The organism is Promicromonospora sp. NFX87 (assembly GCF_048564965.1).
In the GTDB taxonomy this organism is placed as follows: domain Bacteria; phylum Actinomycetota; class Actinomycetes; order Actinomycetales; family Cellulomonadaceae; genus Promicromonospora.
In genome coordinates, this window is sequence record NZ_CP183413.1 from 1034567 (window position 1) to 1050330 (window position 15764).

Consider the following 15764-nt stretch of genomic DNA (forward strand, 5'->3'; position numbering starts at 1 on the left):
GTGGACTCCACCAACCCGCCGCCGGGCGCCACCCGCAGGACGCGCGTCGTCGTCCTGTTCGGCGGGCGCTCCGGCGAGCACGGGATCTCCGTCGCGACGGCCGGTGGCGTGCTGGGCGCCATCGACCGCTCGAAGTACGAGGTGGTGCCCGTCGGCATCACCCCGGACGGGCAGTGGGTCGTCGCCGCCGACGAGCCCGGGCGCTGGGCGATCACCGGCGGCAAGGTGCCCGAGGTTCCGGCGTCCGCCGCCGAGGTGCTGCTCCCGCTCACCGTCGGCGACACCACGCTGCGGGTTCTCGAGCCGGGTCAGGTGCCGTCCGTCCTCGCCGACATCGACGTCGTGCTGCCGCTGCTGCACGGTCCGTACGGCGAGGACGGGACCGTCCAGGGCCTGCTGGAATTCGCCGACACGCGGTACGTCGGCTCGGGCGTGCTCGCGTCCGCCCTCGGCATGGACAAGCACTTCATGAAGCTGGTGCTCGCGGGACACGGCCTGCCCATCGGCCCGTACGCGGTGATCAGGCCGGGCGACTGGCCGGGCCGCCGCGACGTCGTCCGCCAGACCGTCGAGACCCTCGGGCTGCCGCTGTTCGTCAAGCCGGCCCGGTCCGGGTCGTCGCTCGGCATCTCGAGGGTGGTCTCGCTGGACGACCTGGACGCCGCCGTCGAGGAGGCGCGCGAGCACGACCCGAAGGTGATGGTCGAGGCGGGTATATCCGGCCGCGAGATCGAGTGCGCGGTGCTCGGCGGCCGGGACGGGGCGCGCCCGCGCGCGTCCCTGCCCGGCGAGATCGTCGTCACCGACGAGACCAGGCACGGCTTCTACGACTACGAGGCCAAGTACTTCGACGAGGCGGCCGTGGAGCTCAGCTGTCCCGCCGACCTGCCCGAGGACGTCGTCACGGAGATCCAGGAGATCGCCGTGCGGACGTTCGAGGCGATCGGCGCCGAGGGTCTGGCGCGTGTGGACATGTTCCTGACGCCCGACGACGGGGTGCTGGTCAACGAGATCAACACGATGCCGGGCTTCACGCCGTTCTCGATGTATCCGCGCATGTGGGCGGCCTCCGGCATGAGCTATCCGGAGCTGATCGACGAGCTCGTCCAGCTCGCGCTCGAACGGTCCACCGGCCTGCGCTGAACGCCTGTACTCTGCCTCTCGGTCGACAGGCCCGGAAAAGGTGTCTGAGGAGGCAAGATGTGGGGCGAGCCCCGCTACACCTACGCCGCGCGTGACGTGCGGGTCGCGAACGGGACGCTCACCATCGGGCTCACCACCTTCGCCCTGAGCAACGTCATGCGCGTGGAGGTGGTCGGTGTGGCGAGCCCGAAGCCCATCGGCGCCTGGGCGAACCAGGTGGCCTACCCCTTCTTCATCGTCGCCGTGATCGTCCTGCTGCTGCGCCTGGTGGGGGCCGACGGCGTCCCCTGGGAGGCCGCGCTCGCCATGGCCTGTGCGGGCGTGGCCTGGCCGGTCGCCCGCGTCTGGCAGCGGACCAAGTTCTGGGAGCCGCTGTGGAGGTACCCGGTGTACGCCCTCCAGATGGTCACCGCCACCCAGCACGTGCACCGCATCTGCGCGCACGACATGCGCCACCTCGCGGCGCTCGCCGACCTGGTGGGCGCGGCGATGAAGGATCCGAAGATCTCCTACCACGGGACCGTCCAGCTGATCACGAACGCGGACAAGCTGCACACGTTGGACGCCGGCCGGGACTCGATGGTGCGCTGAGCCGTGCTCGCGCGCCGGGCCCCGCGCCTCAGCGCACGGTCGGGTGCGGCTCCAGGCCCATCTGCACCAGCAGCGAGGAGACGAGGTCCTCGTGGAGCGCCACGTGGTCGCCGAACGCGAACTCCTGGTGGCCGTAGACGGCCATGCACTGCAGCCCGTAGACCTGGCGCCAGCTCGTGACCATGAGGTGGGCGACGCCGAGCGGCAGGTCGTGTCCGCCCACCGCGTCGCGGTAGCGGCGCACCTGCTCGGCGAGCTCCGGGCCGAGCTCGTCGTGGGCCGGGCGTGGGATGCCCGCCGCCGCCAGCTCGCGGAAGAGCGGCACGTAGTGGCCGCCGACCATCTCGGCCATGCGGCGCTGGAGGGCGTGGCTGTCGGTGAGCTCCGCGCGGATCCCGGAGCCGATGACGAGGTCGAACTCAGCCGGGTTGCGCACCGCCCAGTCGAGCGAGGTCCGCGTCGAGGCGACCAGGGCGGCGGCGATGTCCCCGGGCTCCTGCCGGGCCACCGCGGTCGCGAGCAGCTCCAGGACCTCCTCGACGATCAGCACGCAGAGCTGCGCGATGACGTCCTGCCGGTTCTCGAAGTGCCGGTACAGCGCAGGCGGCGTCACGCCGACCTCCTTCGCGACGGCGGCCATCGTGAGCTTGCTCAGGCCGTGCTGCCCGGCGAGCTGGTGGCGTGCGGCGGTGAGCACCTCGCGCCGCAGCTCGTCACGCAGGCGCTCGCGGCGCGACTGCACCGGAGCATGGTCCGTCGGCGCGAGGCCTGCTGGCACTGAGACAACCGGGCTCACTGACACTCCTTCGTGGCAGGTACCTGCGTCACGGCATCGGCGAGGTCCGCGATGAACGACGTCGAGTGGTTCTCGGTGACCGCGGGCGGCACGATCACCTCGGCCGCCGGCTCACGGCCGTAGGTGACGAACGACCAGGTGCCGGCGTCGTCGGTGGTGACTATCCAGTCGACGGCGGTCCCGTCCCCCGAGTCGACGTGCTGGCAGTCCGCGGCGGGCCCGACCTGGTCCACGCCGCAGCGCATGGTCACCGCGGCGCCCGGTTCGCCCCACGCCGCGGTGGCCTGGGAGTTCGTCTGCAGCTTCGGCAGGTCCGGGCCGAGCTCGTCCGGGACGGCGAGCATGACCTCGGCGCACTTCGGGTCGGCGGCGTCCGGTGCGACCTCCACGCCGATCGTCCGTGCACAGCCCCCGAGCGCCACGACGGCGAGAACGGCGGCGGTCGTTGCGGACACGAATCGGGCGGGAAGCACGGAGATACGTTACCCGTACCGGCTGGTGCCCGTCCCCGACGCCCGTCTGCCGCCGGTGTGCGGCTCGCGCACCAGCCGGTATGCGGCATCCGGCCCGTGCTGGGCTCTATGGTCTACCGGTGACCCGCGTCCGTGACCTCTCCGAGGAGCAGATCCTCGAACGCATAGTGCCCCTGCTGCCCCGGGGGAGTGCCACGCTGCTCGGCCCCGGCGACGACGCCGCCGTGCTCGCGGCACCCGACGGCCGGTTCGTCGTCTCGACCGACGTGCTGGTCGAGGACCGCCACTTCCGCGCCCGGTGGTCCACCGGCTACGACGTCGGACGGCGGGCCGCCGCGCAGAACCTCGCCGACATCGCCGCGATGGGTGCGCGACCGACCGGGCTGGTCACGTCCCTCGTCGTGCCGGGTGACACCGAGGTGGACTGGGTGACGGGCTTCGCCAGGGGACTGGCGGACGGCTGCGCGTCGACCGGTGCGGGCGCCGTCGGCGGGGACCTGTCCGGTGGCCCGTGCCTGGTCGTGAGCATCACCGTGCACGGCGACCTGGAGGGGCGCTCCCCGGTGCTGCGGTCCGGCGCCCGGCCGGGCGACGTCGTCGCGCACGCCGGGGTGCGCGGCTGGTCGGCCGCCGGTCTGGCGCTCCTGGAGACGGGCCTGGTGCGCGTACCGCTGTCCGCGGCCCCGCTGGAGGTCACCGACGGCGTGCTCCTCGAGGACGAGTGGGAACGGCTTGTCGCCGCGTACCTCCGCCCGGACCCGCCCCTTGCGGCGGGTGTCCTGGCAGGTCAGGCGGGTGCCACGTCGATGCTCGACCTGTCAGACGGACTGCTGCGCGACGCCGGACGGGTGGCGCGGGCGAGCGGTGTGCGGATCGACCTCGATGCCGGGGCGTTCGCGAAGGACCGGGAGGTGCTGCGCTCCGCGGCGCGTGCGGTGGCCGCGGCCACCGGCCTCGGCGACCCCGGCTGGGGGCCGGGCAACGCCGACATCGACGGCCTGGTCGGCAGGTGGATCTGGGCGGGCGGAGAGGACCACGGCCTGCTCGCCACGTTCCCCGCGGACACCCGGCTGCCGGCGGGCTGGACCGCCGTCGGCCAGGTGCACGCCGTCGAAGAGGTGCAGGACGGCGGGGAGGCCGGGCCGGTCGTCACGATCGGTGGCGAGGTGCTCGACGTCGGCCCCGGCTGGGACCACTTCCGCTCCTGACCGATGCCGAGGCAGGTCTACCTCGGCGAGGTCAGCGCTTGCGGAAGCGGAGCTGCGTGAGTGGCCGGCCGCCGATGTCGTCGATGCGCTCGGTCCCGTCGGGCTGGAACCCGTGCCGCCGGTAGAAGTGCTGCGCGCGCTCGTTGCCCTCGAGGATCCAGAGCGTCACGACGCTGCCGGGGGTGAGCCCGTCGAGCACCGTGCGCATCAGGTCACGGGCCACACCGGTACCCCAGGCGCGCGGATGCAGGTAGATGGCGTAGATCTCGAGGTCGCCCGGTTCGGCGTCCTCGTCGCGGGACGGGCCGACGCTCGTGAAACCTACGGTGCCGCTCTCGTCCTCCGCGACGAGCACGGTGACGTCGCGCGCGGCCACCGCCGCGTTCCACCGCCCGGCGCGCTCGCCCACGTCGAGCGACGACAGGTACGAGTCGGACAGGATCTCTGAGTAAGCACCACGCCAGGAGGCGATGTCGACACGAGCGATGGCTTCGGCGTCGGCCGTCGTTGCTGGGCGGATGGTCACATCTTCAGGTGCCATCATGACTTCACCTTTTCACCCTGTGGGTGCGCGGCGCAACCACTTCTGTGGGTCCGATCGAAGGCTACGGGAACGCCGAAGACGCCCGCCAGGTACAAACCCGACAGGCGTCTTCGTCTAACGTCTTCGTCCAAGCATGACGGGTCGCGTCAGCGACCCGGCTGCGGCAGCGTCAGGCCGAAACCTTGCGCGTGACCTTGCCGGCCTTGAGGCAGGAGGTGCACACGTTGACGCGCTTGGGAGTCCCGCTCACGATCGCGCGGACGCGCTGGATGTTCGGGTTCCAGCGGCGCTTGGTGCGGATGTGAGAGTGCGAAACAGAGTGCCCGAAGCCCGGGCCCTTGCCGCAGACGTCGCAGTTGGCAGCCACGGTGTCTCCTGAATGTCGTGCACGCCTGTGCAGAAAGACAGCACGACGTGATGGATGGTCAAAAAAGGGGGAGCCCGGACGCTTCAGAGCGATCAACGCTTCGTAGCGGACCAGGCAACTTTCACAGAGTACCCGATCCCGGGCCGGGCCCTCAAACCGTAACGACCGCGGGGTGCGTCACACCGTCGGGAGCCGGTCCAAGTCCGGTATCGGGCCTGTGGACGGCCGGACGCGAGCGGTGCGGCCGCTGGGTACGGTGGGACCCGTCCGGGCGGGCGTCCGGTCCGTTGTTCAGCCATATGTGTCCAGCCATATGCAGGAGGGCAGAGCGTGACCGACGTCGACAGCAGCAGCCGGCCGGCAGATTCTGGTCCGGGGCCGTTCCCGGGCGGCGTCCGGCTCGAGGACCCAGGGCTGGTGCGCGTCTGGACCCGTGGCGCGACGGCGGCACTGCGGCGGGAACGTGCCGCGATCGACCGGGTGAACGTGTTCCCCGTCGCCGACGCCGACACCGGCACCAACCTCTACCTGACCCTCCGCGAGGGGGATCTGGCGGTCGCGGCCGAGCCCGCCGAGGCGACCGGTGCGGAGCTGCTGACGACGCTCGCCAGGGCAGCCCTGCTGGGTGCGCGCGGCAACTCCGGCGTGATCCTCAGCGAGTGGCTGCGCGGCCTGGCGGTCGCGGCGCGGCGCGGCGGTGGCACGGCGGACCTGCTCACCCGGGCGGCGACGTCCGCCAGGTCCGCGGTGGCGCAGCCCGCCGAGGGCACGATCCTCACGGCGGCCGACGCCGCGGCGGCTGCGGCGCGCGCCGCGGAGGGCTCGGCTACGGGCTCGGCAGTGGGGGACACCGGGCCGCTGGCGGTCGTGTCCGCCGCCGCGGCTGCCGCACGCGCCGCCGCTCGTGCCAGCCGGGACGAGCTCCAGCACCTCCGTACGGCGGGTGTGCTCGACGCCGGAGCCCTCGGGCTGGTGCTCGTGCTCGACGCACTCGTGGTCGCTGCTGCTGGGGCCACCGCTGGGGCCACTACCGGGGCCTTCGCCGGAGTGTCAGAGGCGGACGGCAGCATGGACTCCGTGAACCTGGACCAGCTGCTCGAACCCGCCTCGTCGTCGCCCGTGCGCGGCGTGCCGGCGGTCGACGGGACGGAACGCGGCGCCCTGCCGCACGGCGCCGAGGCCGGCGCGGGCGCCCTCGAGCTCATGTTCGTGCTCACCGGGCCGGTAGCGGCCACGGCCGACACCGTGGCGGCTGGGCTGCGCACCGCGCTGGGCGAGGTGGGCGACTCGGTGGTCGTGGTCGGCGGCGACGCCGGCACCGGGACCGGCGTCTGGCAGGCACACGTCCACACCGACCACCTCGACCAGGCGCTCGCCATCGCCGCGGCGGCTTCGCGCACGGGCTCCCTGGCCCAGGTGCACGTGCGGCACCTCGAAGCCGTGGCGCAGCACGAGTGGGGCGTCGTCGCGGCGACGTCCGCCCCGGCGCTGGCCGGGGCGCTCGCGCACGCGGGCGCCGTCGTCCTGCTCACGGGCGGGCTCGGCAGCACGGTCGAGGCGCTGACGGCCGACGACGTCGGCCGTGTCGCCGCATCGACCGGAGCCCGGCGCGTGCTGCTCCTCGGGGTGCCGGACGGGCCCGCTGACGTGAAGCAGCATCTCGACGTCGACGAGGTCGTCGCCGTGCCGACACCCACCGACGTGCACGCCGTCGTGGCGCTGGCCGCGCTCGGGACGCTCCTGCCGATAGGCCTGCCCGACGAGCTCGACGCTGACGTGGCCGACGTGCGCGCGACGGTGGACGAGGCGCTCGCGGGGCTGACCGTGACGTCCGTGCGCGGCGACGGTGCCGTCGAGGCCCTGCGCGCCGCGGCGGGACCGGCGACCGTCGTTGCGACGGCGCTGCTCGACGCCGAGGTCCCGGACGGCCTGCCCGACCTGCTCGCCGCGGCGCTCACGGAGCGTGCGCCGGAGGCGGAGCTCGTCGTCCTGGCGACGGGCCGTCCGGGCGACGGCGTTTGCCTGGGCCTGGAGGAGGAGCACGCATGACCGAGCGGGCGGACGAGCGCCTGGACCGGGCCTTCGACAAGCGGACGGCGACCGCCCTGGGCAAGCTCGGGCTGCAGACCGTCGGCGACCTGCTGGGCCACTACCCGCGCCGGTACGCCGACCCGGGCGCCCTCTCGGACATCGCGGCGCTCGAGGTGGGCGAGCACGTGACCATCCTGGCCCGCGTGGAGCAGGCGACCGTGCGACCCATGCGCAACCGCACGGGCGCGCTCATGGAGGTCGTGGTGACGGACGGGAAGAGCCGGCTGTCGCTCACCTTCTTCGGCAAGCACCGCGGCTCGCTCTTCAACCACGAGAAGCGGCTGGTCCCGGGAGCGAAGGGCCTGTTCACCGGAACCGTCGGCCTGTACAGAGGGTCGCGGCAGCTCAGCCACCCGGACTTCACGCTGATGGGGGAGGAGTCCGACCTCGACAGCGACGAGGCACTCCTGGAGCACGCGACCAAGCCCATCCCGATCTATCCGGCGGCTGCCGGCATCCCGAGCTGGAAGATCCAGGGCGCACTGCGCATCGTGCTCGACACGCTGACCGACGCCGACGTGCCCGACCCCGTGCCCGATGAGGTGCGGACGCGCCAGGGTCTGCCCCCACGAGCGGGCGCGCTGCGCAGCCTGCACCGGCCGGCCACACTCGAGGAGGCCTACCGCGCCCAGCACCGGATGCGGTTCGAGGAGGCCTTCGTGCTCCAGGCCGCGCTCGCGCAGCGCCGGGCCCGGACCGCCGCCGAGGACGCCACCGCCCGGCCACCGCTGCCCGCGGGGAGGTCCGGTCTCCTCGCCGAGTTCGACGCCTCGCTGCCCTTCGTGCTCACCGACGGCCAGCGCGAGGTGGGCGACGAGATAGCCGGCGAGCTCGCCAGCCCGCGCCCGATGCACCGGCTGCTCCAGGGTGAGGTGGGCAGCGGCAAGACGGTGGTCGCCCTGCGCGCCATGCTCCAGGTGGTCGACGCCGGCGGCCAGGCCGCGCTGCTCGCACCCACCGAGGTGCTCGCCTCGCAGCACGCCAGGACCCTGCGCGCCCTGCTCGGCCCGATGGCCGAGGGCGGCACCCTCTTCGGCGCGGAGCGCACCGGCGCGAGCACCCGGGTGGCGCTGCTCACCGGCTCGCTCGGCGCGAAGGCCCGCAAGGAGGCCCTGCTCCAGGCCGCGAGCGGCGAGGCAGGCATAGTGGTGGGCACGCACGCGCTCCTGTCGGAGCAGGTGCAGTTCGCCGACCTCGGCCTCGTCGTCGTGGACGAGCAGCACCGCTTCGGCGTCGAGCAGCGCGACGCGCTGCGCGCCAAGGGGCGGGTGTCCCCGCACCTCCTGGTCATGACGGCCACGCCCATCCCGCGCACCGTGGCGATGACGGTCTTCGGCGACCTGGAGACGTCGTCCCTCACCGAGGTGCCCGCCGGACGCTCGGGCATCACCACCGTCGCCGTCCCGGCCGGCAACACGCGCTGGACGGACCGCACCTGGGCCCGCGTCCGCGAGGAGGTCGACGCCGGACGCCGCGCCTACGTCGTCTGCGCGCGGATCCACCCGGACGAGGAGACCAAGGCGACCGCCAAGGACTTCGACGACGTGCCGGAGTTCCTCGACCCGACCGGACCCGGTGCCGGGGGCGGCGCCGACCGGGCGCCGCTGCGCGCCGTGCTCGAGGTCGTCGAGGAGCTGCGCTCGCGGCCCGAGCTGGCGGGCATCGAGGTCGGCACCCTGCACGGACAGCTGCCGCCCGACGAGAAGGAGGCGGCGATGGCCCGGTTCGCCTCCGGCGAGGCTCCGGTCCTTGTGGCCACCACCGTGATCGAGGTGGGTGTGGACGTCCCCGAGGCCACGGCCATGGTGATCTTCGACGCCGACCGGTTCGGCATCTCGCAGCTGCACCAGCTGCGGGGGCGCGTGGGGCGCGGCACCGACCCGGGCCTGTGCCTCCTCGTGTCCGACGCGGAGCCCGGCACGCCGGCCTTCGCCCGCCTGGAGGCGATGACCCAGACGACCGACGGTTTCAAGCTCGCGAACCTGGACCTGGAGCTGCGCAGCGAGGGCGACGTGCTCGGCGCGGCGCAGTCCGGCCGGACCAGCTCCCTACGCCTGCTGCGCGTGGTCAAGGACGCGGGCATCATCGAGGAGGCACGCGCCGCGGCCGTCGACGTCGTCCGGGCGTCCCCCGACCTGACGGAGTTCCCCGAGCTCGCGAAGGCGATCCGCGCGCAGCTCGACGAGGACCAGGAGGAGTTCCTCGAACGGGCCTGAACGGCCCAGGTGCACGCCTGGCCCGCCCTCAGCAGGGTGAAATGAATCGGGTGAAAGGAATGACCTACTCCTTACGCCCGAAACACACAGCCGATAGAGTCCCCGCCGATGACGGACGCAAAGCATGCGATCCATACCGGCCCGCCGGGAAAGAGTGCGTGGCAGCGCGGGAGGCTGCTGGCACTCGGCTCCCTGGTGGCCGCAGTGCTGCTCGTCGCCCACGAGGTCGTGCCGAACCGGTGGGGAAACCTCGGCAGCCTCGTCCAGTCGTTCCTGCCCTGGCTCGGGCTCGCGGTCCCGCTCGGGATCCTCGCCGCGCTGCTGCGGCGGTCGGCGCTCGCGATCCTCGCCGTCCTGCTCCCGCTCGCCGCCTGGATCTGGGTCTTCCTGCCCCAGGTACGTCCGGTGGATCCGGAGCCCGGCGACCTGACCGTGGTGCAGCACAACGCCAGCGACACCAACTCCGACGTCGCGGGTACCGCGGAGGTGCTCCTGGCCGCCGAGCCGGACGTCGTGACGCTGACCGAGGTGTCCGACACGGTGGCGGAGCAGTACACCGAGGCGTTCGGGGAGACGCTGCCGCATCACGAGACGCAGGGCACCGTCGGCGTCTGGTCCAGGTTCCCACTCGAGGGCGCCACCGCCGTCGACATCCGGCCGGAGGGCATCGATGCCTCCTGGGACCGCTGCCTGCGCGTGGTGATCCAGCGGGAGGAAGGCGCGGTCGCCCTGTTCGTCGCGCACCTGCCCTCCGTCCGGCTCGGGAGCGGCGGGTTCGAGACGGAGCTGCGCAACGCGAGCGCGCTCGCGCTGGCGGACGCCGTCGACGCCGAGGAGAACGAGACGGTGATCGTCGCGGGGGACCTGAACGCGGTGCTGGCGGACAGCGCGATAGCGCCCCTGACGAACCTGGTCACCGCCCCGGCGACCGGCTTCCAGTTCACCTATCCCGAGGTCTTCCCGGTCGCCCAGATCGACCACGTGCTCGCGCGCGGCGCCACGGTGACCGAGACGCGCACCCTGCCCCGGACACCCAGCGACCATCTCCCGATCGCCGCCACGATCGACACCCCCTGGTCCTGACCCACCCCACCGTTGAGTGCTGGCTATCTGCCCTCTGGGCGGCCGTTTCGGGGCAAATAGCCAGCACTCAACGGGGCGTGGGGCGGGTTAGGCTCGCGGCGTGACCAGGATCGTGGCCGGGGTGCTCGGCGGACGCAGCATTGCCGTGCCAGGGAAGGGCACCCGGCCTACCAGCGACCGCGTCCGCGAGGCGATCTTCTCCCGCCTGGAACACCTCGGTGTGGTCGACGGCGCCCGCGTGCTCGACCTCTACGCCGGCTCGGGCGCGCTCGGGCTGGAGGCGGCCAGCCGCGGCGCCGTGTCCGTCACCCTGGTGGACAGCGCGCGGCCCGCGGCCGACGTCGCACGCAGGAACGTCGCGGGGCTGGGCCTGACCGCGGTGCGCGTCGTCGCGGAGACCGCCGAGCGGTTCGCGGCGTCGCTGGCGGGTGCGGGGCCGCGCCCTGCTGCTCCCGGCACGACGGCGGCCCTGGACCTGGTCTTCCTCGACCCGCCCTACGACCTCGACGAGGACGCGCTCGTCACCGTGCTGACGCACCTGGCGGCCCCGGGCGTCCTGGCCGACGGCGCGGTGGTCGTCGTCGAGCGCTCGATCCGTACCCCCGAGCCCGCCTGGCCCGACGGCCTCGCCGCGTTCGCCCGCAAGGACTACGGCGACACGGCGGTCTACTACGTGGAGCCCTCGGACACGGAACCCTCAGACGCCGAGCCCTCCGACACCGACCCGTCGGACGCGGGACCGTCGGATAGCGTGGACGCGTGACTACCGTCGTCTGCCCCGGGTCGTTCGACCCCATCACCCTCGGCCACCTGGACGTCGTGCGCCGCGCCGCCACCATGTTCGACGACGTGGTGGTCGGCATCGCGAAGAACCCCGGCAAGTCCGGCCTGCTCGACCTGGAGACGCGCGCCGAGCTCGTGCGCGCGGCGGTGCACAGCGGCGCTCAGACGGAACCCGCGATGTCGCGGGTACGGGTCGACGTCGTGCCGGGGCTGCTGGTGGACTTCTGCCAGGAGATCGGCGCGGTCGCCGTTGTGAAGGGCCTGCGTGGGGGCGGCGACTTCGACGCGGAGCAGCCGATGGCGCTCATGAACCGGCACCTGTCGGGCGTCGAGACGATCTTCCTGCCGGGCGACCAGCGGTACGCGCACATCGCGTCGTCGCTGGTGAAAGACATAGTGCGGCACGGGGGACCGGTCGACGACCTGGTGCCGGCGGGCGTCGTCGCGGCACTGCGGTCCGCGCTGGGTCAGTAGCCGGGGCGGCCGGCGGCCTGGTCCGTGAGGGCTGTCACCCCGCACGGGCGCGCGTGAGCCCCGTTCCATGTCGTAGGATTGGTTTTTGGCCCGTGGCGTGATCACTTGCGCCGGGTCCACCCCCCTTCACCGTCCTCTCGGACACTGCCTTTCATGGAGTCTGTTATTTCCCGCGAACCGAACTCGCCGCTCGTGCTCGACACGCACGAGCTGTCTCGGCGTGCCGGATCCATGCGTACGCACAGCGCGACCGTGCAGGCGCCGTCGGATCTCGGTACCGCTGTGATCGGTATCCCGGAAGGCTCCGACCTCGAGCTGGATCTTCGACTCGAGTCCGTGATGGAAGGCGTGCTGGTCTCCGGCACCGTCCGCGGCACGGCAAAGGGTGAGTGCAGCCGCTGCCTCGACGACATCACTCGTGATCTCACGGTCGATGTCACCGAGCTGTTCGCGTACCCCGAGAGGGCCGCGGCGTCGGCCAAGGCGGGGGACGTCGACGTGGAGGACGAGGAATCGGTCCTCGACGACGACGACAACGCCGACCTGGAGCCTGCGCTTCGGGATTCGGTAGTGACTGCACTACCATTTCAACCGCTGTGCCGGGAGGACTGCCCGGGCCTGTGCTCCGAGTGTGGAGCGCGCCTGGCTGACGACCCCGGTCATCAACATGACGTAGTCGACCCTCGTTGGTCGGCGCTTCAGAGCATGCTCGAATCTACGAGCGTGTCGGACGAGACGAAAGAGAGCTAGCCGTGGCTGTTCCGAAGCGCAAGATGTCGCGCAGCAACACCCGTGCGCGTCGCTCGCAGTGGAAGACCACCGCAGCGACCCTCACGACCTGCCCGCAGTGCCAGGGCAACAAGCTGCCGCACACGGCGTGCCCGACGTGCGGCACCTACAAGGGCCGCACGTACCGCGACGCCCTGAAGACCGTTCACGCGGGCTGACGTGGCCAAGGGCGGGACGTCGCCGGCGAGGCCGGAACCTACCGCGCTGCTCGAGAAGCTCGGGGTCCATCTGGACCCCGAGCTTCTTGTGCTGGCACTGACGCACCGGTCGTTCGCACACGAGGCCGGTGGCATCCCCACGAACGAGCGCCTGGAGTTCCTCGGCGACACCGTGCTGGGGCTCGTGGTCACGGAGGCGTTGTTCCGGCGTCACCCCGACCTGTCGGAGGGCGACCTCGCGCGCATGCGCGCGGCGACGGTGTCGCAGCGTGCGCTCGCCGCGATCGCGCGCACCCTCGGCCTGGGCAAGTACGTGCTGCTGGGCAAGGGCGAGATCCGCACGCGCGGTTTCGAGAAGGACTCGATCCTCTCCGACACCGTCGAGGCGCTGATCGGGGCGACCTACCTGTCGCACGGCCTGGAGACGTCGCGGGCTCTGGTGCACCGGCTCGTCGACTCGACGCTCGACGTCGCAGCCGGCCTGGGCGCGGGGCTCGACTGGAAGACCTCGCTGCAGGAGGCCTCGGCCGAGCGCGGGCTGGGCTCGCCCGACTACGTCGCCACGTTCGAGGGGCCGGAGCACGCACGCGTCTTCCACTCGACGGTGGTGATCGACGGCGTCACCTACGGCTCAGGCTCGGGTAGTGCGAAGAAGCACGCCGAGCAGGGCGCCGCCGAGGAGACCTACCGGGCCCTGCTGGAGAAGTTCCCGCTGCCCAAGGCGGGGGACGACGGCGGGGCGGCCGCCAGCCAGACCTCCGGGAGCAAGGCGCCGGTCGCCGGTGCCTGAGCTCCCCGAGGTCGAGACCGTCCGCGACGGTGTCGACAGGCTGGTCGTCGGCGCGGTGGTGCGCGACGTCGAGGTGTTCCGCGAGTACAGCGTCCGTCGGCACGACGGCGGCCCGGAGTCGTTCCGCGACCAGCTCGTCGGACGGAAGCTGAGCGCCGCCGTCCGCCGCGGCAAGTTCCTCTGGCTCCCGCTGGAAGACCCGCCGTCATCGTTGGTCGAGCCCGTCGAGACCCCCGCCGCCCCGCTGGTCAAGCCCGTCGAGACCCACCCGGCAGCAGCACTCCTCGCACACCTCGGCATGTCGGGACAGCTGCTGGTCCGGGGCGCCGTGGCGGGCGACGATCCAGGGCACGCGTCGAGCGTGGTGCTGGGTCTGGAGCAGTCCGGCGCGGAGGCGGGTCCCGGGCCGAGCCCGGCGGTGGGCACGGCAGCGGACGACTGGCGCCATCCTCACCTCCGGGTTCGCCTCCATCTGACCGGCGCCCCCTCAGGCGCGCGCTACCTGGACTTCGTGGACCAGCGGACCTTCGGTCACCTCAGCGTGCAGGACCTGGTGCCCGCGGACGGCGAGGCGCCCGCCGACGGCGGACCGGCGTCGAACATCCCGGCAGGCTACGGCTCGGACCTGCCCCTCCTGCCGCAGCCCGTCGCGCACATCGCCCGCGACCTGCTCGACCCGAACCTGGACCTGGACGGGCTGGTGCGCCGGGTGCGCCGCCGTCGGACCCAGGTCAAGCGCGCGCTGCTGGACCAGACGGTCGTGTCCGGCGTGGGCAACATCTACGCCGACGAGGCGCTGTGGCGCGCGCAGGTCCACTGGGCCCGGCCGACCGACAAGCTCAAGGCCGCGGACGTGCGCCGGGTGCTGGACTCGGCCGCCGAGGTGATGCGCGAGGCGCTGGCCCAGGGCGGCACCAGCTTCGACGAGCTGTACGTCAACGTGAACGGGGAGTCGGGATACTTCGACCGCTCGCTCGCGGTGTACGGGCAGGAGAACGAGAAATGCCGCCGCTGCGGTGCGCTGATCCGCCGGGACCCCTTCATGAACCGCTCGTCGTTCTCGTGCCCGATCTGCCAACCGGCCCCCAGATCGCCGAAGTAGAGCACGCGTCCGGACACCCCCTCTACCTCGACAACAGGCCGATGCTGAAGTAGAGCGGGTGTCCGGACACCCGCTCTACTTCGCGGCACTACCTCGTGGCTACGTTGCGGAGTTTCGCGCCCGTGCGCCAGGCCGTGAGCTGGTCCGCGAGGAAGCGGGCGGCGCCGCGCGGCCGGCCACCCGCCACGTGGGGCGTGAGGATCAGGTTCGGGAGGTCCCAGAGCGGGGAGTCCTCCGGCAGCGGCTCCGTCTCCATGACGTCGAGCGCGGCTCCCGCGAGCCGCCCGGACCGCAGCGCGTCGGCGAGCGCTTCCTCGTCCACCGTCGCACCCCGGCCGACGTTCACGAACCGGGCAGTCGGCGGCAGCAAACCCAGCAGGCGGGCGTCGAGGATGTGCCGCGTCGCGGGGATCGCGGGCAGCAGCGAGATGAGCAGGTCGGTCTCGGCGAGCAGGGCGTCCAGTCCGTCCGGCCCCACCACGGGGTACCCGGAGCGCTCGCCCGCACGCGAGGCGACGCCGGTGACCCGCGCACCGAGCGCGGTCAGCAGCGGGGCCAGCCGCAGGGCGATCGACCCGAAACCCCAGATCGTCACGCGTGCGCCGTCGAGCGTGTACTCGCGGCCGGTGACCGGGTCGGCCTGGGCGAACGCGATCTCCTTGGCCCAGTGGTGCTCCCGCTGCGCGGCGAGGGAGACGTCGATGCGGCGCACCGTCGCCAGGACCAGCGCCAGGGTGTGCTCGGTGACCGTGTCGTCGTGCAGGGACTGGCCGGAGGAGATGACGACGTCGGGCGCGAACCCGGCACGCAGCGCGACGTCGGGCCCCGCGGAGAGGGTCTGCACCCAGCGCAGCCGGGGGAGCCGGAGGGCGGCGTCGGCGAGGATCTTGGGCGGGCTCGACCAGGTGACCAGCATCTCGGCGTCGGTGTGCTCCTCGGGGACCGGCTCGTTCATCGCGTAGGCGACGACGGTGTCGGTGCCGCCGGGCGCGAAGGAGGCTCCGCCGTCGGGCAGCAGGGCCGGGAAGTCGAGGTCGAAGGGCACGTCCGGTACGAGGATCTTCACGCCCGGGACGTTACCGGACGAGCCCGGGACACGAACGAGGTGTGTCGCGCCAGGGGGTTGGCGCGACACACCTCGCGGTCCGGAACGGTG

General features: G+C 72.6%; 17 protein-coding genes. 12 read left to right on the top strand and 5 right to left on the bottom strand.

Translation table 11 applies throughout. The features are described from left to right. Complete coding sequence (locus tag ACNYC2_RS04555) at positions 1-1143, top strand: D-alanine--D-alanine ligase family protein (protein ID WP_419705886.1); 1143 nt, start codon at positions 1-3, stop codon at positions 1141-1143. A 57-nt stretch (positions 1144-1200) separates the two neighbouring features. Then, complete coding sequence (locus ACNYC2_RS04560) at positions 1201-1734, top strand: hypothetical protein (RefSeq protein WP_419705887.1); 534 nt, start codon at positions 1201-1203, stop codon at positions 1732-1734. Between the two features lie 28 nt (positions 1735-1762). Here the strand turns inward: ACNYC2_RS04560 and ACNYC2_RS04565 are convergent, their stop codons facing one another. Further along, positions 1763-2476: a TetR/AcrR family transcriptional regulator gene (locus tag ACNYC2_RS04565; RefSeq protein WP_419705888.1), complete on the bottom strand. Its 714-nt coding sequence runs from the start codon at positions 2474-2476 to the stop codon at positions 1763-1765. A gap of 50 nt (positions 2477-2526) precedes the next feature. After that, positions 2527-3003 carry a DUF3515 family protein gene (locus tag ACNYC2_RS04570; protein WP_419705889.1) on the bottom strand — a complete coding sequence of 159 codons (477 nt, stop codon included), beginning with the start codon at positions 3001-3003 and terminating at the stop codon, positions 2527-2529. Positions 3004-3122: 119 nt separating this feature from the next. On the opposite strand from ACNYC2_RS04570, the gene ACNYC2_RS04575 reads away from it, so the two are divergent. Beyond that, positions 3123-4211 carry a thiamine-phosphate kinase gene (locus ACNYC2_RS04575; RefSeq protein WP_419705890.1) on the top strand — a complete coding sequence of 363 codons (1089 nt, stop codon included), beginning with the start codon at positions 3123-3125 and terminating at the stop codon, positions 4209-4211. 31 nt (positions 4212-4242) lie between these two features. Here the strand turns inward: ACNYC2_RS04575 and ACNYC2_RS04580 are convergent, their stop codons facing one another. Both ACNYC2_RS04580 and rpmB read right to left on the bottom strand, forming a co-directional pair. Next, on the bottom strand, positions 4243-4755 hold the full coding sequence (locus ACNYC2_RS04580; protein ID WP_419705891.1) for an N-acetyltransferase family protein: 513 nt from the start codon (positions 4753-4755) through the stop codon (positions 4243-4245). Positions 4756-4924: 169 nt separating this feature from the next. Continuing rightward, the gene (gene rpmB / locus ACNYC2_RS04585; protein ID WP_357448457.1) at positions 4925-5122 is read right to left on the bottom strand and encodes a 50S ribosomal protein L28; all 198 of its coding nucleotides are present in this window, start codon (positions 5120-5122) and stop codon (positions 4925-4927) included. Positions 5123-5452: 330 nt separating this feature from the next. Between rpmB and ACNYC2_RS04590 the strand changes: the two genes are divergently transcribed. The 9 genes from ACNYC2_RS04590 to mutM all read left to right on the top strand — a co-directional run bounded on the left by ACNYC2_RS04590 (position 5453) and on the right by mutM (position 14608). Continuing rightward, entirely contained in the window at positions 5453-7171 is a 1719-nt protein-coding gene (locus ACNYC2_RS04590) for a DAK2 domain-containing protein (RefSeq protein ID WP_419705892.1), read from the top strand. Further along, positions 7168-9429 (top strand): ATP-dependent DNA helicase RecG, encoded by a 2262-nt coding sequence (locus ACNYC2_RS04595; RefSeq protein WP_419705893.1) that lies wholly within the window; start codon positions 7168-7170, stop codon positions 9427-9429. The genes ACNYC2_RS04590 and ACNYC2_RS04595 overlap by 4 nt, the downstream gene beginning before the upstream one ends. Before the next feature lie 108 nt (positions 9430-9537). Next, positions 9538-10512 (top strand): endonuclease/exonuclease/phosphatase family protein, encoded by a 975-nt coding sequence (locus tag ACNYC2_RS04600; protein WP_419705894.1) that lies wholly within the window; start codon positions 9538-9540, stop codon positions 10510-10512. Positions 10513-10612: 100 nt separating this feature from the next. Continuing rightward, positions 10613-11275 (top strand): 16S rRNA (guanine(966)-N(2))-methyltransferase RsmD, encoded by a 663-nt coding sequence (gene rsmD / locus ACNYC2_RS04605; protein ID WP_419705895.1) that lies wholly within the window; start codon positions 10613-10615, stop codon positions 11273-11275. After that, complete coding sequence (coaD, locus tag ACNYC2_RS04610; protein ID WP_419705896.1) at positions 11272-11769, top strand: pantetheine-phosphate adenylyltransferase; 498 nt, start codon at positions 11272-11274, stop codon at positions 11767-11769. Before rsmD ends, coaD begins: the two co-directional genes overlap by 4 nt. A 153-nt stretch (positions 11770-11922) precedes the next feature. Further along, positions 11923-12519, top strand: coding sequence for a YceD family protein (locus tag ACNYC2_RS04615; RefSeq protein ID WP_357505232.1), 597 nt, complete (start codon positions 11923-11925; stop codon positions 12517-12519). A gap of 2 nt (positions 12520-12521) precedes the next feature. Further along, complete coding sequence (gene rpmF, locus ACNYC2_RS04620; RefSeq protein WP_108495103.1) at positions 12522-12716, top strand: 50S ribosomal protein L32; 195 nt, start codon at positions 12522-12524, stop codon at positions 12714-12716. Position 12717: 1 nt separating this feature from the next. Then, positions 12718-13506: a ribonuclease III gene (gene rnc, locus ACNYC2_RS04625; protein ID WP_419705897.1), complete on the top strand. Its 789-nt coding sequence runs from the start codon at positions 12718-12720 to the stop codon at positions 13504-13506. Beyond that, a complete protein-coding gene (gene mutM / locus ACNYC2_RS04630) occupies positions 13499-14608 on the top strand; it encodes a bifunctional DNA-formamidopyrimidine glycosylase/DNA-(apurinic or apyrimidinic site) lyase (protein ID WP_419705898.1) in 1110 nt (369 codons plus the stop codon). Before rnc ends, mutM begins: the two co-directional genes overlap by 8 nt. Before the next feature lie 88 nt (positions 14609-14696). Here mutM and ACNYC2_RS04635 read toward each other — a convergent pair whose 3' ends face one another. Next, positions 14697-15674 (bottom strand): NAD(P)-dependent oxidoreductase, encoded by a 978-nt coding sequence (locus tag ACNYC2_RS04635; RefSeq protein WP_419705899.1) that lies wholly within the window; start codon positions 15672-15674, stop codon positions 14697-14699. Positions 15675-15764: the final 90 nt, after the last annotated feature.